The organism is Candidatus Methylomirabilota bacterium (genome assembly GCA_036001065.1).
Lineage (GTDB): Bacteria > Methylomirabilota > Methylomirabilia > Rokubacteriales > CSP1-6 > MNEF01.
Map to the genome: position 1 here is coordinate 1 of DASYUQ010000090.1, position 18,726 is coordinate 18,726.

The following is an 18,726-nucleotide window of genomic DNA, read 5'->3' on the forward strand; positions in this document are numbered from 1 at the left end:
GTCAGCGCCGCCCGGATGCTGATCTGCGCCGTCTCCAGATCGCGCGTCTCGCCCACCAGGATCACGTCCGGGTCCTGGCGCAGAAACGACCGCAGCGCGGTGGCAAAGGTCCGGCCGATGCCCTCGTTGATTTGTACTTGATTCACTCCCTTTAGGTTGTATTCAACAGGATCTTCGGCCGTCATGATATTGTGCTCGGGGGAGTTGATCGTGTGGATCGCCGAGTACAGCGTCGTCGTCTTGCCCGAGCCCGTGGGCCCCGTGATCAGCACCATCCCGTAGGGCTGGTGGATGGCCTTCTGGAACTGCTCCAGGCTCCAGGGGTCGAACCCCAGCTGCAAGAGGTCCAGCTTCAGCGCGTCCTTGTCCAGGATGCGTAGCACCGCCTTCTCGCCGAAGATCGTGGGCAGCACCGACACCCGGAAGTCGATCTCCCGCGTGTTGTAGCGCAGCTTGATCCGCCCGTCCTGGGGCAGCCGCCGCTCGGCGATGTCCAGGTTGGCCATGATCTTCAGCCGCGAGAGGATCGCCGGCTCCAGCCGCTTGGGCGGCGCCAGCATCTCGTGCAGCACCCCGTCGACCCGGAACCGGACCCGGAACACCTTCTCGTAGGGCTCCCAGTGGATGTCGGAGGCCCCCTTCTGGATGGCGTCCACCAGCACCATGTTCACTAGCTTCACCACCGGCGCCTCGTCCGCCGACCCCTTCAACTCGAAGACGTCGACCTTGCCGCCCGCCTCCTGGTCCTCGACGACCTCGACGCCCTTGAGGTCGCCGGCGAGAGCGCTCCTCAAGAGATCCGCCACCGGTCCCGACGCCTGCGCCTCGTAGCTGCGCTCGATCGCCCCGCGGATCGCGCCTTGCGCCGCCACCACGGGCAGGATCCGGAGCCCCGTGATGAACCCTATCTGGTCGATCGCCTGGACGTTGACCGGATCGGCCATGGCCACCGTAAGGGTTTCGCCCTCGCGCCTGATCGGCACCACGTCGTAGCGCTTGGCCACGTCGGCGGGCACGAGCTCGACGAGGTCCGGATCGATGATGAACGTCCCCAGCGTGATGGAGGGCACGCCGTACTGGGCGGACAGGAAGCCGGCCAGCTGGTCCTCGGAGATGAACCGCTGGCGGATCAGGATCGAGCCGATCTTCTCCTTGGAGGTGCGCTGCAGCCGGAGCGCCTGCTCCAGCTGAGCGCGCGTGATCAGCCCGCCGGCGACCAACAGGTCGCCCAACGGCTGCTGCTGCAGGCGGGTGGCCTGGCTCTCGCCGACCTCACGCAGACGCGGCTTCGGCGCGGTCCGCGACGGGGGCTTGGTCTCCCGGGCCGGGAAGGGCTTGGGCGGGCCGGACGGCGGCCAGCCCTCGCGGGCCGGGGAGGGCCTGGGCGGGTTCGGCGGCGCCGCCTCGCGGGTGGGAGAGAGCTTGGGCGCGCCGAGAGGAGACGGGGGCGGGTGCAGCTTGGGGATGGCGCCCGGAGGCGTGGCCTCCCGGGCGGGCCGGGCAGCGCCGAGACGCGCGCTCACGCGCGCGAGCTTTTCCTTGTCGCCGAGCTTGGTGTAGATCTCCGACAGCGCTTCCAGCGCGCTCCGGTCGCCAGGGTTCGCCTCGGCGATCATCTCGAAGACCGCCGCGGTCTCCGTGAGTTCTCGCCGCTCGTCGGGCGGATTGGGGGCCATCAGCTCGGCCCGGGCGATGGCCTCAGCGTTGCGGAGGCTTCCAGGTGGGCCGCGTTTCCTCCACGGTCAGCGGCGTGGCGAACTCGCCGATCCGCTTGGGCCGCGTTCGCGTCTCGGCGAGGACGGCGCCGATCGCCTTGCTCGCTTCCTTCGCGAAGAGCCGCACCATGCCCACCGTCGTCCGCTCGTCGAAGATCGCCAGCAGGATCGCTTCCTCGCCGACGGTCGAGACGTGGATGGACTGCTTGTTGCCTTCGTGGAAGAGCACCGTGAACTCGGTCTCGCCCAGGAGCTGGGCCATGGCGCTGGTGGAGCTGAAGGCGGCTGCGGCCAGCGCGGAGATGGAGACCGTGTCGAGCGCCCGGGAGACGCCGTCCATGGCCAGGAGCTGGCCGCTCCGGTCGATGAGCAGCGCTTCGGCGGCGCTCGATTCGCGAAGGAAGCGCCCGAGGATCTGGTTGATCCGCGCCGCGTCCTGTTCGTGGATCACCATGTCACGCACCTTCATGGCGCTCCCTTTTGGACATCTCCGAACTCGCTGGCCAGCACCATGCGGGAGACCGTGTTCAAAGTGTCGAAGACCCCCTTCCCGTCCGTGGCCACCGCCTCGAAGAACGGAACCCGCTGGGCCCGCCGGTTGAGGACGTACTCCAGATAGTCTATCGGCGCCGCGTTCGGAAGGTCACGCTTATTGTACTGGACCACGTAGGGGAGCTCGTCCAGAGACTGCTCGTACTCCCGGAGGTTCTCCTCCAGATTTCGGAGACTCTCGACGTTCTCGCGGAGTCGCTCGAACTGCGAGTCGGCCACGAACACCAGCCCGTCGACGCCGCGGAGGACGAGACGCCGTGTCATGTTGTAGAGCACCTGCCCGGGGACCGTGTAGAGCTGGAAGCGCGTCTCGAACCCACGCACCATGAGGGCCGAGACGGGAAGGAAGTCGAAGAACATCGTCCGATCGTCCCCGGTGGCCAGCGAGATCATGTTGCCCTTGTTGGCGTGGGGCAGGGAGCGGTGGATGTACTGGAGATTCGCCGTCTTTCCCGCGACACCGGGGCCGTAATACACGATCTTGAGGTTGATGACCTTCTCGGCGTGATTGATGACGGACACGGTTCAACCCCTCGGAGCCTCGCGCAGGCGCGTGGCCGCGCGGTCGAGCTCGAGTCGCGCCAGCCCCGGACGGTCCAGGGTCCCGCCGCCCACCACCAGCAGGGTCGTGCAGCTCGCGGTCGTCTCTACGGTGCGTACGACCACCCGCGCCGTCTCCAGTCGCAGAACGACCGTGGACACCGAACCGATCTCAGCCGCCTCCAGCGCGCCGTGCAGATCACGGGTGAACTGCCCGATGGGGAGCGCGGGCAGCCCGGGTCGCAGGAACAGGTAGACGAGGAGCGTCCCCGCCGGATCGCGCAGCACGGTCGGCGTCACGGAACCAAACGCCCGCAACGAGTCCGCCAGAACGCGCACGTCCGCCGGAACCGTGGCATCCCGCAGTTCGGCGACGCCGGCAGAGCGGGGCTCTCTCGGTTGGTCGGGAATCCCGGATCTTCCCGAGCGAGCCCCGCCCCAACCGACGACGCGCCCCTCGCCGGCCGCGCGTAGCGACAGGCGCTCGAGCAGCGCCAGCGGCGCACCGGAAGCCACCGCCGTGACCAGCACAGGGCCTGTCAGGTCGGCGGCAGCGAAGGGCGTGAGCACGACGGCGGCGTCCGTTCCGCGAAGCGTGGCCTGCGTCACCGGCGCCGGCAGCCGCGCGTCGGCCAGGAAGGGCAGCACCCGCGCCGCCGCGTCGGCGATTGCGTCCGCGCTCAAGCCTGGCGACACCACGGTGAAGAGCGTCGCGCCGCCGCCCTGTCGCGGGTACACCTCGAGCGGGCTCATCGCTGGCCCGAGCAGGGCGGCCATGCGCTGCGCCTCGCGCGTCTCTCCTCCCTCCACCGCCCTCGATGACGTCCGGCGCTCGAGTGGAGACTCCACCGGCGCGGCCGGCGCCTCGGGCCCGGGATCGAGCCCGACCGGGGACCGCTCGGGCAGCACCGCCGCCAGCGGTACCGCGCGCTCCGGCTCGGACGGCGTCTCCGCGTCGGCACTCACGGCCTCGATCTCCGGCGCCGGCCCCGTCTCGATGGCCATGGGCTCCGCGGGTTCCTCCTGGACATCGGTGGGCTCTTCGACCGGCGTCTCGAGCGCGGGCTCTTCCGTCATCCCCGAGGGCGGCGGGACGTGCGGCTGGAAGGGCGGCGGAAAGTCCTCGATCCCGCGCACGTCGATGGTCGGCGTGGACACGACAAACAGCTCGGGAGGCATTTGACGCACGATCTCGTCGAGCGGCAACACCAGCGCCCCGTTGTCGATCCGCCGGGTGATGTCGGCGTCGGGTAGCGCGAGAGCCTGGCGAGGGAACTGGTCGGCGATGACTTCCCACCCGACCTGCACCAGGCCTTCGCCGAGCTGCGGCAGGATCAGGCGCTGAGGAATCAGCAGGTAGCCGGCCTCGAGGAGATTGGCCGACACGCGGTCGCGCGTCAGCAGAAATATCTCGACGGGTAGCTGGTCGACCACGCGAGCGAAGGGAATGCGGATCATCTCCTCCACCGGCTCCGCGGCCGGCGGGCGCGCCGCTGGCGCCGGCCGTGGTTCCGGTCGTGGTTCCGGCCGGGGCGCCGGTCGTGGTTCCGGCTGGGGCGCCGGCCGTGGTTCCGGTCGGGGCGCCGGCGGTGGAGCCGGGGGCGCCTCCGGCGTGGGCGGCTTCGCAGGCGGAGGAACGATGATGCGGTCCGGCTGGCCGGCCCGCGCCGGGGGCGCAGCGCCCTGGTCCTTGGCCCCGCGAGGGCCCGGGCTTGGTGCGGCCGGCGCCGGCGGCGCGGGGGGCCGGTTGGCGGGGCTCGGGCGCGAGGTCGCGCGGACGTCGCGGCGCGCATGCCGCCGCGTCTCGAGCAGCGGGCGGTACGGCGCCAACATCAGCAGGGCGCCCACCAGCGGCAGCAGCGTCAGGGCGGGGGAGCTCCACGGCGCTTCCACCAGAGCGGTGACCGTCGGCGCGGCGACGGCGAAGAGAAAGACCGTCCCCACGGCGAGGAGCGCGTGCACCCCGCCCAGCGCTCCCAGCGCGACGAGCGCGCGCTCCAGCGAGAAGCGCCAGAGACCGATCAGGAAGAGGACCGCGTACACGAAAGGCGGAAGCACGAGCGGCATCCACCACGGCCCCGGCAGGCTCACGCCGAGATCCAGCGTGAGGACCACGAACGCGGCGCCGGCGTAGAGCGCCAGACCGAGCGCGGACGCGAGCCACGCCGCCGGGCCGATTCTCGACGATGCCCTGGTCCCCATCAGAGGATCCGCTGAAGTTCCGGCAGCATCTTCTTCACGTAGTAACGCACCTTGCCCAGCGCCGCAGGATCGCTGATCAGGACCGCCAGCAGGGCCGTCGGCCCCACGCCGTGCAGCAGCAGGATCCCGGATCCGTATTCGAGGATGATGCCCTGCAGCGCCCCCTGACCGAGCTCCCGGCCGAGCCCGTCGGACGATTCCGCCAGGCACGACGCCAGCGCGCTGGCCTCCTCCACTTTCGCCGCCAGCTCTCCCGCCGATTCGATGAGGAACCCCTCACGATCGGCGAGCGCGGCAAAGCGAATGCCCGGCGTGGCGGCCAGCGCCTGCAGGCGGGCTTTCAGGCTTTCGACCGCCGTCCCTCCACCGGGCTCGGCGACGGACGGGGGCGCGGGCGCGACGAACGGCGCGCGGGCCGGCGGAGGGGACGCGAGGGTAGCCGGCGCCCGGCCGACGGTGCTGGTCGCCGGCGGTGCGAGGTGAGCGCCGTTGCCCCGACCGCTCAGCAGGGCGTCGATCTTCCGCACCAGCTCGTCGGCCGCGAACGGCTTGAACATGACGTCGTCGGACTGCACCTCGGCGGCCCGGGCCAGGACCGTGCTGTTCACCATGCCCGAGATCAGCAGGACCGGCGTGTTGCCCATCGCGGGGTGCGCGCGAATGAACTCGCAGATCTGGTAGCCGTCCTTGTCGGGCAGGATCACGTCGCAGATGACCACGTCCGGTCGCTCCTGCTCGATGCGCTCGATCGCCTCGGTGCCCGAGGCCGCAGACAGCACCTGCACGCTCCGCCCCTCGAGCGCCTTCTCGACGACCTTGCGGACGCTCAGGCTGTCGTCGACCACGAGGACCTTGGGCATCGCGCGTTCCTCCTACTTGATGGGGACGATGGCGGCCGGGCCCGCCTGTCCCTCGTCGATCTCGGCCGCCGTGCTGAGCAAGAGCTGCTTGACGCTCCGCTGGATCGTCTTGGGGACGTTTGGCGCGAGCACCTCGACCGCGTTGAAGGTGAAGCTGCCGCGCCCCTCCTTGTGCGCGGCGATCACCAGCGCCGCGAACGCCGGCTCGCCCACCAGCCGCCCGAACTCGGCGTGCACGATCCGGCCGTGGCCGAAGACGACGACGCCCTCGCCCGAGCCGAGCACGAGTGCCAGGATGCCGGTCTTGTTGCCGAGGGCGATGGCCTGGGTGAGATCCGGCAGGTCCATGACCCCCAGGGAGCCGTGCAGGCCGTGAGCCGGCTCGGCGTCAGGCGTCGCCGGACCGGGGACGTCGGCGGGTTGGTCGTGTCCCAGCAGATTCATCACCTCGCTGACGATCGTCGCCGCCGTGAGCTCGCCCACCAGCGTCCGATCCGGCGCCCCCTCGATCCCCCCCGTGGGGCCGGCGTCGCCCGGTTCCGCCAGCAGCAGGAAGAGCACGCCGGCCATCGAGGGGTCGCTGCGGACGATCGAGCACAGCTCGTAGCCGTCGATGTCGGGGACGCCCGCCCGGCTCACGATGAGGTCGGGCCGATCGCGCTCGAGCATGGTCAGCGCGAAGGACGCGCTGGGGACGGCGGCCACGTTCGTGAGCCCCGCATCGCCCAGCGCCTTCTGCAGAGCCGCCAGGCCGTCCCGATCGGGATCGATCAGCAGCACGCGCGGCATGCGCGCCTCAGACCGCCACTCCCGCGGTCTCGGTCGCCGTCAGGGCGTCGATGAGCTGGACGAACGCCTGTTCGTCGACAGGTTTGGTGACGTAGTGCTGGACGCCGAGTTGCCGCGCCAGACCCACATGCTTTTCCCCCGCGCGCGTGGTCAGGACGACGATGGGCAGGTCGCGCGTGGCCGGCCGTCGCTTGAGGTCGCGGATGAGCTCGTAGCCGTTGAGGCGCGGCATCTCGAGATCGGTGACGACGACCTTGACGACCAGGTCGTCGCCGAGCAGATGGAGCGCCTCGGCGCCGTCGTTCGCGGTGACGACCTGGAAGCCGGCCCGTTCCAGCATCTGTCCCACGAACTTGCGCACGCTCACCGAGTCGTCCACGAGGAGGACGCTGCGGGCCGCCTGCGGCGCGCGCGAGGCGACGGCCGGCGGGCTGTCGACGGTGACCGCGGCGCTCCGCGTCGCTTCGGCCCCCCCGCCCGCTTCCAGGAGCCGCACGGGATCGAGCAGGAGGATGACGCGCCCGTCGCCCGACACCGTGGCCCCCGAGAAGTAGCCGACGCCTTCCAGGAAGGCGCCCAGGCGCTTGATGACGATCTCCTCCTTGCCGAGCAGCTCGTCCACGACGACCGCCAGCGTCTTGCGGCCGGTGCGGAGCGCGACGATCGGCAGCGGCCCTCCGGGGTGCAGGCTCGTCAGCCCGAGGATGCGATCGAGGCGGACGACGTCGAGGCGCTGCCCCTCCACCTCCACCGTCTCGACCCCGCCCGCGCCCTGAATCTCGTCCGGACGAACGCGGACCATGGCCTTGACCGCCGGCACCGGGATGGCCAGGGTCTCGGTCCCGATCCGCGCCAGCAGGGCGTCCGCGATCGCGACCGTCAGCGGCAGCTTGAGGGTGAACCGCGTTCCCGCGCCGACCTCGGTCTGGACGTCGATCTCGCCGCCGAGCCGGCCGACGTTCGTGCGGACCACGTCCATTCCGACGCCGCGGCCGGCGGCGGTCGTGACCGTCGGCGCCGTGCTGAAGCCCGGCAGGAAGAGGAGGTCGAGCACGTCATGCTCGCTCATCAGGGCCAGCGCCTCGGGCTTCACGAAGCCATCCTCAACGGCCCGCGCCTTCACGAGCTCGATGTCGATGCCACGCCCGTCGTCGGCCACCTCGATATAGATGGCGCCGCCTTTGTGCACGGCGCTCAGGCGGATCGTGCCGTGCGAAGCCTTGCCGCGCTCCCGCCGCTCGTCCTCCGTCTCGATGCCGTGCGCGATGGCGTTCTGCAACAGGTGCAGCAGCGGGTCGGTGATCTGCTCGATGACCGTGTTGTCCATCTCCACCGCCTCGCCGCTGACCTCCAGCCCGACGGTCTTGCCGGCCGCCCGCGCGGCCTCCCGCATTTGTCGCTCGAAGCGGGCGAAGAGCCGGCCGATGGGGACCATGCGCGCGCGGGTGATCTCGCTGCGCAGCTCGCCGCTGAGCTGCTGCATGCGCGCGGCGTCCTCCCGCACGGCGCGCACGAGCGCGGCGAGCTGGAGCTGAACCTCCGAGATGTCCCCCGCCAGCTCGGCCGCCCGCCGCGCCAGGATGTTGAAGTCGTCGTACCGGTCGAACTCCAGCTCGGCGAACGCGTCCGCTGGCGATGGCGCGGGGGCGGGCGCGGGCGATGGACCGAGGGCGGCATCGGGTCCGCGTCGGCGGGCGCCGGCCCCCGCCCCGCCCACTCCCGGTAACCCGGGATTCACGTACTTGGTCTCGAACTCCCCGAAGGCCTGCGTCATGCGTGTCTGGGTGAAGACGAGCAGCTCACCCACCCGGTCGAGCTGTGCCAGGTGCCGCTCGAGACGGCTGCGCGCGATGACCAGCTCGCCCACCAGGTTCATGAGGGCGTCCAGGCGATCGAGGTTGACGCGGATGCTCGGACGGAGCGGCCGCTCGGGCGCGGTCCTCGGTGCGCTCGGCGACGGCGGCGGCGACGCCCGCCCGGCGACGGCGGGCGGGGCGGCCGCCTCCGGCTCCGGCGCGACGGGCCGGGCCATCGTCACCGGCTCGCGCTGGGCCGTCCCGGCGGCGGGGAGCGTCGCCAGCTCGGGGGGCGGCGCCGCCTCGGCGGCCGGCGTCAGCGAGGCGAGCAGGCTGGCCGCGTGTCCGAACGTCTCCTCGCGCCCCGCCGGCACGCCTTCGGCGCTGCGGATCAGCAGACGCAGCGCATCGAGGCCGGCGTAGACCGCCTCCAGGGCTGCCGGCGTGAGCGGCCGCTGGTTCTCGCGGATCTCTCCGAGGAGATCCTCGATGCGGTGGGCGAGGGTGGCGATGATCGTGCAGCCGACCGTGTAGGCGGCGCCCTTGAGCGTGTGCACGGCCCGGAAGAGGGTGGCCAGCTCGGCGTCGCTCCGTCCCTGCTGCTCGAGGGCGCGCAGCGACTGCGCCATCAGCTCGAGGTGCTCGGTGGCTTCCGGAATGAAGTACTCGACTACGTCCCCGTTCTCGAGGAAGAAGCGGTCCAGCGCCGCTAGCAGGCCCGAGGCGCCGGGCGCCGGGGCCGGCGGCGGGGACGCCACCGCCTGGGCGCCCAGCACGGCGCCGATCGCCGCCGCGTCCTCCTGGCCGGTGGCGCCGATGCCGTCGAGCGCCTGCTTGAGACCCGCCACCAGCTCGACCAGGCGCGCGATCGCGCGGGGCCGCGCGGCCGGCGGCGCGGCGGAGGCGCGCTCGACGGTTGCTTCCATCGCGACGGCCAGTGCCGAGACCCTCGGGAAGCCGTTCAGCGCGGCCGCGCCCCGGAGTCGATGCGTGACGATACGAAGCGGCTCGACGTCGGCGTCGGCCTTCCCGGCCAGGGCCGTGGCGCCCTCTTCGACCGCGGCAAGGGTGTCCCACGCCTCCATCAGGAAGACGCTCAGCAGGAACTCGCGGTCGGGGGCCTCGGACACCGGATCGGGCTCCTGGACGCTCCGGGCTACGTCCCCGCCGCTAGCCGGAACCGCGACAGGTTCGCCATCAGCGCCTCGGCGACTCGCCCGAGCTGATCCATCGTCTTGCGCGTCTCCATGACGGCTTTCTCCGTCTGCACCGCGACGCTGGCGATCGACTGCACCGCCACCGCCGCGTTCTCGACGCCCTGCACCTGCCCCTGGGTCGCCCGCGAGATGTCCTCGGCCAGCGCCGCCGACTTCCGCGAGATGTCCCCGATCTCGTGCAGGCTGTCTCCGGCCTGGACGGTGGCCTTGTATCCGGTCTCGACTTCTCGGGTGCCCTCCTCCATGGCCACGACCGCTTCCTGCGTCTCGCTCTGGATGCTCTTGATGAGCACGACGATGTCTTTGGCCGCCTTGGACGAGCGCTCGGCGAGTTTGCGGACCTCGTCGGCGACGACGGCGAATCGCAGCCCGGCCTCACCGGCGCCGGCCGCCTCGATGGCGGCGTTGAGGGACAATAGATTGGTCTGGGACGCGATCTCCTCGATGGTGTTGACGATCTCGGAGATCTCGAGCGACCGGTCGGCGAGCCCCTTGATCTTCTTCGAGATCCCCTGCACCTCGCCCCGGATCCGCTGCATGCCGGCCAGGCTGCCCCGCACCGCCTGCTCGCCCCTGGCGGCGGAATCGAGCGTCTGCTTGGCCGCGCCGGCCGAAGCCTCGGCGTTCTCGGCCACCTGACGCATGGAACGTGTCAACTCCTCCACGGCGCGGCTCACGCCGACCGCCTCCCGTGACTGGGTCTGAGCCCCGGCGGCCGTCTGCTCCATGGCGCCGATCATCTCGTTGGCGCTCGCCGACACCTGCTGGGCCGCCTCGCGCACGTCCTCGATGATGGCGTGCAGCTCGCCGACCATGACGTTGATGGCGTCGACCACGCTGCCGAGCACGTCGGAGGTGACCTCGCCGCGCTTGGTCAGGTCGCCCTGGGCGATCTCGGTGGCGACGTCGAGGAAGCGGGTGATGTTCCGCTGCAGCTCCTCGCGCTTGCGCCGCTCATCGTCGCGCTCGGTTTCGGTCTGGACGAGGGACCGGAGCCGGACCACGGTGTCGTTGAAGGTGATGGCCAGCTGGCCGATCTCGTCATGGGACGTGACGGGAACAAGCTTCGAGAGATCGCCCTGGCCGACCCGTTCGGCGGCGTGCACGACGTGCGCGATGGGGCGGGTGATGCGGCGCGCGAAGAGGACGCTGGCCAGGACGACCGCCACGGCCACGCCGGCGAACACCAGCAGCAGCTTCTGGCCCTCGTGGAAGGCGGCGTCGGTGATGATCGCCTGGTCCATGCCCACGCGCACGGTGCCGAGCTGGCCGGCCAGCACCGGCACGCCGATGTCGATGATGTGACGGCCGGCGCCGGTGACGGGATCGGGATACCGGATCTCCTTGATCTGCTGGGCCGCCTCGCCCGGGACCGGATTCTGCTCGATGATGCCGGGCGGCACGATCGGCGAGAAGGTATGCGCGACCAGCGTCTTCTGCGGGTCGTACACCATGACGTAGGCGACGCCGGGGATGGCGGCGAACTGGTCGACGACGGCCTGGACCGTCGAGGCGTCACGGGTGAGGAGCAGGTCCACCCCGGAGCTGGCGAGGCTCCTGGCGATGGCGATGCCCTTCGAGCTGAACTCGTCGGTCATCTTGGTGGTCAGGGCCTGGACGGCGATCCACCAGGTGATCGCCGCCAGCGGCACCAGCGCCGCCCCGAGGAAGAGGATGATCTTCGGCAGCAGACCGAACCGAGGTTTGTCCTGTTTCTTCGCCATCGCCTTCTCCCTGGTCATGCCTTGACCGCCGCCGTCCAGTCGTTGACGGGCACCCACCGGCCGTTGTCGACGCGGGTGAAGTAGACGCTGTCCAGGCCCTGGTGCCGCTCCGGGCTGAAGGTAAGGGGCGCGCCGATGCCGAGATCGACGTTTCGCATCGACTCCAGCGCCTGGCGGAAGCCCGCCCGGGTGGGGTTCGGCCCGGCCCGGCGGAGCGCCTCCACGATCACCTTGGCGTTCACGAAGCCTTCGAGGCTGCGGAAGCTCAGGAGCTCGGGTACGTACTTGGGGTCCCGCAGCGCGTCGGGGACCTTCGGGTTGTGCTTCTCCATGAGCGCGCGGTACTCGACCACCGCCGGCAGCGTGGGGTCGTCGTAGCTCGGCACCACCTGCGAGTTGATCAGCGCCTGCGTGTAGTCGCGCCTCGTCGTCTTGCCGTGCTTGAGCAGGAGGCTCAGCATCGCCTCGCAGCCGACGAACGACACGTTGGAGATGGGCACGTTCCAGCCGGCATCGCGGACGGACCTGACGAAGGCGCCGCAGCCCTGATAGGCGCCGGTGCACAGCACCACGTCCACCCCGGCGCCGCGGAGCGCCTTCACCGCCGGCGTCATGTCGTCCTCGAACTTGGCGCCCCGGATGTAGGTCGCCTCGGCGACGATCTTCGCCCCCCGCTGCGCCAGCCCGCGGGCGACGCCGTCGGTGCCACTCCGCCCGTAGGCGTCGATCTGGTAGTAGACGCCGAACCTCCGCGCGCCGGCCTGCCAGAAACGGTCGACCAGCGCCATCATCTCCTGCCGGTAGGAGGCGCGGACGTTGAACACCTGATCGACGTAAGGCTCCTCGCGCTGGGGCTGGGCCCCGGTGAAGTTCCCCACCAGGATGACCTGCTGGTCGGCGTAGCGCTTGATCACCGGCAGGGCCCGGGTGAGCGTCGGCGTGCCCACGTAGTTGGAGAGGAAGAACACCTGCTCTTTTTCGATCAGCTGCAGCGTGTTCTTGATGCACGGCGTCGGCTCATAGCCGTCGTCGAGCGTGACGATGCTGATCGTCCGCCCGTAGATGCCGCCCCGGCCGTTGATCTCGTTGTAGTAGGCCTGGGCGCCGCGGTAGAGCTCGGTGCCCAGCCCCGCCGCCGTCCCCTTGAACGCGGCGCTCATGCCGATCTTGATGTCGCGGGTGCTGACGCCGGGCGCGCTCGCCGTCCGCGGCTCCGGCAGGGCCAGTTCGCGAGCTCTCAGGCCGCCCCGAGCCGGCGGCTCCGGCCAGGCCAGCTCCCGCGGGGCGAGGACACCGATCGCCGTTCCCGTGAGGATCTTGAGAATCTGGCGCCGCTCCATGCTCCTTCCTCCCCTCAGGCCGCGCTGCTCCGTGCCGTCGCCGGCCGGAGCGCATTGATGACCTTCTCCGCGTCGAGCAGCGGGACGAGCAGGTCGTCACGCTTGAGGAACCCGAGCGTCCACCGAGCGCAGGGTCGTCCCGCCGCCTCTTCGACCGGCACGATCTCGCCGAACGCCTCCAGGCTCATCACGCCGTCGATGACGAGCGCGATCTCCAGGCCGTCCGCGCCGACGACCAGCGTCCGCTGCGCGCGGCCAGGCCGGCGGAGAGGCAATCCGAGGAGGCCGTGCGCGTCGACGATCGGCATGACATCACCGCGGAGGTTGGCCAGCCCGATGACGTGCGGAGGCGCCAGCGGCACCGCGGTGAACTCGTCGAAGATCACGACCTCGCGGACGCGCGCGACATCCAGGGCGAACGGCTCGCCGCCGAGCATGAAGACGCAGGCCCGGACCACCGCCGAGGTGTCGAGCAGGCTCGTCGTCACCGGGCGAACCGCCGGACGGCCGTGAGGAGCTGCTCGGCCGTGAAGGGCTTGGGCAGATACTCGTCGGCGCCCTGCTTGAGTCCCCAGGCGCGGTCGCTCTCCTGGTTCTTGGAGCTGACAACGACGACGCGCGTCTGCTTCGTGCGCTGGTCCTTGCGGAGGCCGCGGAGGACGTCGAAGCCGTTGCGCTTCGGCATGACGATGTCCAGCAGCAGCACGTCCGGTCGCTCCACCGCGACCTTCTCCTCGAGCTGCTCGCCGTCGGGGTACGTCACGACCTCGTGACCGGCCGACTTGAGGATGGATTCCATGAAATGAAGATCCGAGTAGGCGTCGTCGACCACCATCACCTTTGCCATCGTGGATGCAGGCCTCCTGGCGGCGCGCCCGCCGAAGTGTCGATTGGGGAAGGGGGTGCAACCCATCTGCCAAAGGCGCCCCGGTCCCCAGGCCCCGGCGAAATCGAACAAAAACGGCGGTCTGCTCGGCCGCCAGGCGGCGCCGGGGCGGCGCCGGGTCGCTCAGGGGTAGGCCGAACGCATGGGTCCACGGTGACAACTTGGTCCGGGCCATGACACGCTGTCATGCCGCGCTGGCTCCCCGGGGGACAAGGTCCCGTCGACGCAGGCTTTCAGGGCGCGGTCCGGACTTGGCCAGAAAATTGAATGCCTAGCGCGAGCTATGGTGCTCACGCGTCTCTGGAGGACTGTCAAGGGTGAGCGGTCTCCCGTGACGACGGTCCAGCTCTTTCGTCAAGCGAGCCGCTGTCGCGACCAGGGAAAGTTCGAAGAGGCGACGAGTCTCGTCGCTCAGGGGCTCCGGCTCGATCCCGACAACGTCGTCGGTCTCCTCCTGGCGGGCTCGCTGCACACGGTGTTTCGCGAGGCGCACCTGGCCAGGGCGGCGTTCGAGCGCGTGCTGGCGCTCGATCCCAGGCAGCCGCGCGCTCTGCTGGGGCTCGCGCGGATCGCCTTCGAGGAAGGCGAGGCCGGCACCTGCATGGAGGTCCTGAGACGCGCGCTCGCCCACTACCCCGAGTTCCCCGAGGCCCAGGCGTTGCTGGAGGTCGTCAGGAGCGTCGGCGTGCCGGTGGCGCCGGCGCCCACGCCGCGCCCGGTGGTGCACGTCGATCGGTTGCGCGTGCCGGTGGACAGCCGCGAGGCGCTGCTGGCGCGGGTCGACGCCACGCTGATCTTCGCCCAACCGCGGGGCGCCCGGACGGAGGAGATAGCCGCGCTGACCTCTCAGCTGTGCCGGGTCGCCTCCGCCATGCTCGCGCGGTCAGGGCTCGGCCCGCTCCACCACGCCGTCATCGAGGGCGCCGCCGAAACGACGTTCCTGAGGACCGACGGCGAGGTGGTCCTCTCGATCGCGTTCGGCCGCGACATCGACACTAGCGCGGGCCTGGCCCATCTCGAACGTGTCTGGACTAACTGTCGCCATGAGCTGGCGACTCAGGTGGCGTGATGATGCCCTCCTACAGCAACGGGAACGTGAACTCGGCGATCGAGCTACAGCCCGCCCGCGGCCGGGACTTCCGCTACGTGCTCGGCGAGCTGGTGAAGCTCGAGCACGTCCGCGGCGGCCTTCTGGTCGCCCCCGACGGGCTCGTCATCGCCGCCGATCTACCAACCGAGATCGCGGTGGAGCCGCTGTCGGCGCTGGCCGCGACGCTCGGCCGCGAGCTGGAGCTCCGTGGGCCGCGGCTCCGGCGCGGCACGTTCCTGATGGCACACTTCGCCGACGGCGACGGGACCGTGTTTCTCGGCGGCACGCCGGTGGGTTTCATCGTCCTGCTGGGCGACGCGGAGGTGAACCGCGACAAGGTCCGCTTCGCGATGCGCACGGCGATGGACACCGTGCGGCAGGCCTGGAGCCGGTGACCTCCCGCTAGCCTCCGCGAGCCGCCCGCGCGGCGGTGCGGCCGGCGATGCGGCCGAACACGGCGCCGGCCATCAGCCCCGCCCCGCCCGGATAGTTGTGATAGAAGAGCCCCCCCACCAGCTCGCCGGCGGCGAAGAGACCGGGAATCGGGCGCTGCTCGCAGTCGATCACCTGGGCGTCGGGTGTGATCCGCAGCCCCCCGAAGGTGAAGGTGATCCCCGTGGTCACGGCGTAGCCCACGTAGGGCGGCGTGTCGAGCGGCAGGGCCCAATTCGACTTGGGCGGCGTGATCCCCCGCGTGGCCTGGCCGTCCTTGATGGCCGGGTTGAAGACGCCGGGCTGGACGGCGGCGTTGAACGCGGTCACCGTGGCCACGAACCCCGCCCCGTCGATCTCGAGCTTGCGGGCGAGCCCCTCCAGCGTCATGTCTTCCGCCTTCGTCACCTCGCGGATGCGGTACTCCTCGCGCAGCAGGTGGACGACCTTCTGGTCGAAGATCTGGAAGGCGGCGCGTCGGGGCTGCTCGATGACCGCCCGCCCGTATTTGACGTAGGTGTAGTTGCGGAAGTCCGCGCCCTCGTCCACGAAGCGCTCGCCCCGGAGGTTGACGATGATGCCCAGCGGATAGGAGTGCTTCTGGAAGTTGTCGCCGACCTTCCGATCGCCGTGCCAGGGCGCGTTGAGGTCCCACTGCACGGAGTGGCAGCCGCTCCAGTGGCCCCAGGGCAGCGCCCCGATCTCGAGCGCCATGCGGATGCCGTCGCCGGTGTTGTACGGGGTGCCGCGGACGCGCGCCAGCTCCCAGTTGGGGCCGAGGTAGCGCGTGCGCATCTCGGGGTTGGCCTCGAAGCCGCCCGAGGCCAGCACGACGGTGCGCGAAGCGAGTGACTCCGTGCCAGACGGGGTGCGCACGACGACGCCGGTGACGGCGCCCCGGTCGTCCACGATGAGGCGGGTGGCCTTGGCCTCGAAGCGCACGTCGATCCCGGCCTTGGCCGCCGCCGCGTACTCCATGTCGATCAGCCCCGCTCCCCCCCCCACCGCCTCCAGCACGAGCCCGCCCCAGAAGCGAAAGCGGTCGCCGACCTTGTAGGCCTGACGGCCGAACATGGGGATCCAGCGGATGCCGCGCCCCTTCATCCAGCGCACGGTCGGCTGGGACTCCCGCACCAGGAGCAGTGCCAGATCGGGGTCGGCGCAGTCCTCGGTGACCCGCATGAGGTCGTCGTAATACGTGTCCTCGGTGTATGGGTCCACCTCCATCGAGGCCGCTTCCCCGTCGGAGAGGTCGCCCACCAGCTCGCGCAGCTCCTCGAAGCTCTTGAACGCGAAGCGAAAGCCCCCGGCCGTGAAGAAGCCGTTGCCTCCGCGCCAGGCCTCGGGCGCCTTCTCTAGCACGAGCACGCGCGCACCGTGCTCGCGGGCCGAGAGGGCGGCGCAGAGGGCGGCGTTGCCGCCGCCGACCACGACGACGTCGTATGGTCCGCTCACGTCGGGGTCAGCCCACGATCTCGCTGATCTGGATCTGCGGCTGGATGTTCGTGTAGTTCGGGATATCGCCCATGATCTCCTTGTTGTGCGCACCGATCCCCTTCTGGAAGTCGCCGAGCGCATTGAAGTAGAGGTGGCACGCCCCCACGAACGGCGCCGGGACCCCAGGCGCGCCGCCGGCCACGCCCTTGTCGACCTCGTAGCGGATCAGGCCGAAGCTCTTGAGCCGCTCGGCGACCAGCGTCATGTGCTTGTTCTTGTAGTAGTCGTGGTCGAACTTCTTGCCCGATTCGTTCGGGTAGAGCACCGTCACGCGGATCATGGCCGACCTCCTCTTGAGGGTGTGGTGAAGCGTACGCTATGCGGGCCGCGCCGAGGTGTCAAGCGAGACGGCCCGTCGCGAAGAGGAGGCTAGGTCCCGCCCCGGGCCCGTCGCAGCATCTCGATCAAGACCGCGCGGCTGTCCCCGGCGCTGGTGACCTCCCGCGGGAACGGGATGCGCACGCTCCACCGCCGCTGGCCTTGGCGGAGGCGGAGCTTGAACCCCAGGCGGTCCACGGCGGCCATCGTCGCCTCCTCGGCCTGGGCGCCCGCGAAGAACCGCGCGTAGGCCACCAGCGCGTCGGCGTGGTCGCGGTTCATGTGCTCGAGGATCCCCGGGGCGACCTCCGCCAGCGGGTCGGGCCGGGCCCGCCGGTACTCCTCCGCCTCCACCCACCCCATCGCGGCAAAGCCACCGACGAAGTAGACATCGGTGACCTCGAGCCGCCAGAAGCCGAAGTCCTCGAACTCCGCCCAGTAGGCCGCGCTCTGGTGACGGGCGAGGTACGTCGCCCGCGCGGCGACCCGCTGCTCGGCCGGCAGGGGGCGCGCCTCGCCCATCAGCGTCACCCGCCCGGCCGCCAGCGGTTCGCCGGTCGTCCCGGCCTGGGTCACGAAGAGGCTGGCGCGGGGATCCGCCCCCAAGTTCTGCGTGTGCATCGCCATCGAGCTGATCAGGAGCAGCGGGCGCCCCTCGGCGTCGAGCGCGTACGGCATGATCGAGCCGAACGGGTGGCCGGGATGCTTGCGCGAGAGCGTCGCCAGCGTCCCCGTCCGTCCCTGGTCCACCAGCGTGCGGGCGCGCTCGGCGAACGTGGGCTCGGGGACCGGGGGCGCGTCGGACACGCGCGGCGGATCGGCGTGACGGCTCATAGCATCTTCCGCAAGGTGGCGATCCCTTCGGCCAGACCCCGGCCGTTGGCGTTGGCTCTCAGTCGGGGCATCAAGCGACCAACCCGACCATTACCATCCAGGAACGGATGGATGGCCTCGAACTGGACATGCATCAGCGCGGCCTGCACGAGGATCGGCAGCGACCGATCGTGAAGGAACTTCTCCCACGCGTCGAGGCACTCCATGAGCGCCTCGGGCGGCGATAATAACACAGATGCCATTGAAAGAGACCTTTCAGAGGTCGGTGGATTAGCAGGGCCTCTCCCGGCGCGCGGTGGCGCTTGTCCCAGTGGTATGACCATGGTTATACTCTTGCCATACCAGGGAGGCGGCATGCCGAAGGCAGCGACGAAGGTCGCCGTCAGCATCCCGGACGATCTCTATCGCATCCTCGAGCGGGTGCGCCGGGCGAGGGGCAAGACCCGGAGCGCCGCGATCCAGGAGGCCCTCCGGCATTGGCTCGACCACGAGGCCCAGCGGGCGCTGGTCCGCGAGTACGAGGCGGGGTACCGGCGCAAGCCCGAGGGGCGCCGGGAGGTCAAGGCCGCGGAAGCGGCCGCCATCCGTCTTCTGGCCGCCGAAGATTGGTAATGCGCCGCGGCGAGGTGTGGTGGGCGGAGCTGCCGGCCCCCGCCGGCCGGCGGCCGGTGGTGCTGCTGTCACGCAACGAGGCCTATGCCGTGCGCGAGTTGGTGACCGTCGCCTCAGTCACGACGCGGATTCGGCAGATTCCCACCGAGGTTGGTCTCGGGCCCGCGGAAGGGTTGCCGAAGGCATGCGTGGCCAACCTCGACACGATCACAACCATCCCCAAGCGGGCGCTGACGCAGCTCATCGGCCCGCTCCCGCCGGAAAAGCTGGCGGCCGTGGAGCGCGCGCTCCGATTCGCTCTCGGCCTCTCCTAACCGGCCGG

General features: G+C 70.5%; 18 protein-coding genes and 1 pseudogene. 4 read left to right on the forward strand and 15 right to left on the reverse strand.

The window, feature by feature from the left end:
- The 11 genes from VGV13_08010 to VGV13_08060 all read right to left on the reverse strand — a co-directional run.
- The coding region (locus tag VGV13_08010; GenBank protein HEV8641027.1) for an ATPase, T2SS/T4P/T4SS family at positions 1-1,676 on the reverse strand (1,676 nt) is incomplete at its 3' end.
- A gap of 22 nt (positions 1,677-1,698) precedes the next feature.
- Entirely contained in the window at positions 1,699-2,184 is a 486-nt protein-coding gene (locus VGV13_08015) for a roadblock/LC7 domain-containing protein (protein HEV8641028.1), read from the reverse strand.
- Positions 2,181-2,789: an ADP-ribosylation factor-like protein gene (locus tag VGV13_08020; GenBank protein HEV8641029.1), complete on the reverse strand. Its 609-nt coding sequence runs from the start codon at positions 2,787-2,789 to the stop codon at positions 2,181-2,183. The genes VGV13_08015 and VGV13_08020 overlap by 4 nt, the downstream gene beginning before the upstream one ends.
- A 3-nt stretch (positions 2,790-2,792) precedes the next feature.
- Entirely contained in the window at positions 2,793-5,009 is a 2,217-nt protein-coding gene (locus VGV13_08025) for a hypothetical protein (protein HEV8641030.1), read from the reverse strand.
- Positions 5,009-5,869 carry a response regulator gene (locus VGV13_08030; protein ID HEV8641031.1) on the reverse strand — a complete coding sequence of 287 codons (861 nt, stop codon included), beginning with the start codon at positions 5,867-5,869 and terminating at the stop codon, positions 5,009-5,011. The genes VGV13_08025 and VGV13_08030 overlap by 1 nt, the downstream gene beginning before the upstream one ends.
- Before the next feature lie 12 nt (positions 5,870-5,881).
- Positions 5,882-6,658 carry a DUF4388 domain-containing protein gene (locus VGV13_08035; protein HEV8641032.1) on the reverse strand — a complete coding sequence of 259 codons (777 nt, stop codon included), beginning with the start codon at positions 6,656-6,658 and terminating at the stop codon, positions 5,882-5,884.
- Positions 6,659-6,665: 7 nt separating this feature from the next.
- Positions 6,666-9,584 (reverse strand): Hpt domain-containing protein, encoded by a 2,919-nt coding sequence (locus VGV13_08040; GenBank protein ID HEV8641033.1) that lies wholly within the window; start codon positions 9,582-9,584, stop codon positions 6,666-6,668.
- A gap of 26 nt (positions 9,585-9,610) precedes the next feature.
- Positions 9,611-11,395 carry a methyl-accepting chemotaxis protein gene (locus tag VGV13_08045; protein ID HEV8641034.1) on the reverse strand — a complete coding sequence of 595 codons (1,785 nt, stop codon included), beginning with the start codon at positions 11,393-11,395 and terminating at the stop codon, positions 9,611-9,613.
- Positions 11,396-11,409: 14 nt separating this feature from the next.
- The gene (locus VGV13_08050; GenBank protein HEV8641035.1) at positions 11,410-12,735 is read right to left on the reverse strand and encodes an ABC transporter substrate-binding protein; all 1,326 of its coding nucleotides are present in this window, start codon (positions 12,733-12,735) and stop codon (positions 11,410-11,412) included.
- A 14-nt stretch (positions 12,736-12,749) separates the two neighbouring features.
- On the reverse strand, positions 12,750-13,223 hold the full coding sequence (locus VGV13_08055; GenBank protein ID HEV8641036.1) for a chemotaxis protein CheW: 474 nt from the start codon (positions 13,221-13,223) through the stop codon (positions 12,750-12,752).
- On the reverse strand, positions 13,220-13,582 hold the full coding sequence (locus VGV13_08060; GenBank protein ID HEV8641037.1) for a response regulator: 363 nt from the start codon (positions 13,580-13,582) through the stop codon (positions 13,220-13,222). Before VGV13_08060 ends, VGV13_08055 begins: the two co-directional genes overlap by 4 nt.
- A 370-nt stretch (positions 13,583-13,952) precedes the next feature.
- Here VGV13_08060 and VGV13_08065 point away from each other — a divergent pair, with 370 nt between their 5' ends.
- Positions 13,953-14,690, forward strand: a complete 738-nt coding sequence (locus VGV13_08065) for a tetratricopeptide repeat protein (protein ID HEV8641038.1) — start codon at positions 13,953-13,955, stop codon at positions 14,688-14,690.
- Positions 14,690-15,106, forward strand: coding sequence for a hypothetical protein (locus VGV13_08070; protein ID HEV8641039.1), 417 nt, complete (start codon positions 14,690-14,692; stop codon positions 15,104-15,106). Before VGV13_08065 ends, VGV13_08070 begins: the two co-directional genes overlap by 1 nt.
- A gap of 7 nt (positions 15,107-15,113) precedes the next feature.
- Here VGV13_08070 and tcuA read toward each other — a convergent pair whose 3' ends face one another.
- The 4 genes and pseudogenes from tcuA to VGV13_08090 all read right to left on the reverse strand — a co-directional run bounded on the left by tcuA (position 15,114) and on the right by VGV13_08090 (position 18,031).
- Entirely contained in the window at positions 15,114-16,598 is a 1,485-nt protein-coding gene (tcuA, locus tag VGV13_08075) for an FAD-dependent tricarballylate dehydrogenase TcuA (GenBank protein ID HEV8641040.1), read from the reverse strand.
- A gap of 7 nt (positions 16,599-16,605) precedes the next feature.
- The gene (locus tag VGV13_08080; GenBank protein HEV8641041.1) at positions 16,606-16,920 is read right to left on the reverse strand and encodes an EthD family reductase; all 315 of its coding nucleotides are present in this window, start codon (positions 16,918-16,920) and stop codon (positions 16,606-16,608) included.
- A gap of 89 nt (positions 16,921-17,009) precedes the next feature.
- Entirely contained in the window at positions 17,010-17,792 is a 783-nt protein-coding gene (locus VGV13_08085; GenBank protein HEV8641042.1) for a DUF2470 domain-containing protein, read from the reverse strand.
- A gap of 68 nt (positions 17,793-17,860) precedes the next feature.
- A pseudogene (locus VGV13_08090) lies at positions 17,861-18,031 on the reverse strand (Fic family protein).
- 115 nt (positions 18,032-18,146) lie between these two features.
- Here VGV13_08090 and VGV13_08095 point away from each other — a divergent pair.
- Positions 18,147-18,404 (forward strand): ribbon-helix-helix protein, CopG family, encoded by a 258-nt coding sequence (locus VGV13_08095; GenBank protein ID HEV8641043.1) that lies wholly within the window; start codon positions 18,147-18,149, stop codon positions 18,402-18,404.
- Positions 18,404-18,718, forward strand: a complete 315-nt coding sequence (locus VGV13_08100) for a type II toxin-antitoxin system PemK/MazF family toxin (GenBank protein HEV8641044.1) — start codon at positions 18,404-18,406, stop codon at positions 18,716-18,718. The genes VGV13_08095 and VGV13_08100 overlap by 1 nt, the downstream gene beginning before the upstream one ends.
- Positions 18,719-18,726: the final 8 nt, after the last annotated feature.

What these genes read in the sequence shown, in the direction of transcription:
- VGV13_08015 (HEV8641028.1), bottom strand. Translation starts at nt 2,184, where the DNA reads ATGAAGGTGCGTGACATGGTGATCCACGAACAGGACGCGGCGCGGATC.
- VGV13_08025 (HEV8641030.1), bottom strand. Translation starts at nt 5,009, where the DNA reads ATGGGGACCAGGGCATCGTCGAGAATCGGCCCGGCGGCGTGGCTCGCG.
- VGV13_08030 (HEV8641031.1), bottom strand. Translation starts at nt 5,869, where the DNA reads ATGCCCAAGGTCCTCGTGGTCGACGACAGCCTGAGCGTCCGCAAGGTC.
- VGV13_08035 (HEV8641032.1), bottom strand. Translation starts at nt 6,658, where the DNA reads ATGCCGCGCGTGCTGCTGATCGATCCCGATCGGGACGGCCTGGCGGCT.
- VGV13_08045 (HEV8641034.1), bottom strand. Translation starts at nt 11,395, where the DNA reads ATGGCGAAGAAACAGGACAAACCTCGGTTCGGTCTGCTGCCGAAGATC.
- VGV13_08050 (HEV8641035.1), bottom strand. Translation starts at nt 12,735, where the DNA reads ATGGAGCGGCGCCAGATTCTCAAGATCCTCACGGGAACGGCGATCGGT.
- VGV13_08060 (HEV8641037.1), bottom strand. Translation starts at nt 13,582, where the DNA reads ATGGCAAAGGTGATGGTGGTCGACGACGCCTACTCGGATCTTCATTTC.
- VGV13_08070 (HEV8641039.1), top strand. Translation starts at nt 14,690, where the DNA reads ATGATGCCCTCCTACAGCAACGGGAACGTGAACTCGGCGATCGAGCTA.
- VGV13_08080 (HEV8641041.1), bottom strand. Translation starts at nt 16,920, where the DNA reads ATGATCCGCGTGACGGTGCTCTACCCGAACGAATCGGGCAAGAAGTTC.
- VGV13_08085 (HEV8641042.1), bottom strand. Translation starts at nt 17,792, where the DNA reads ATGAGCCGTCACGCCGATCCGCCGCGCGTGTCCGACGCGCCCCCGGTC.
- VGV13_08095 (HEV8641043.1), top strand. Translation starts at nt 18,147, where the DNA reads ATGCCGAAGGCAGCGACGAAGGTCGCCGTCAGCATCCCGGACGATCTC.
- VGV13_08100 (HEV8641044.1), top strand. Translation starts at nt 18,404, where the DNA reads ATGCGCCGCGGCGAGGTGTGGTGGGCGGAGCTGCCGGCCCCCGCCGGC.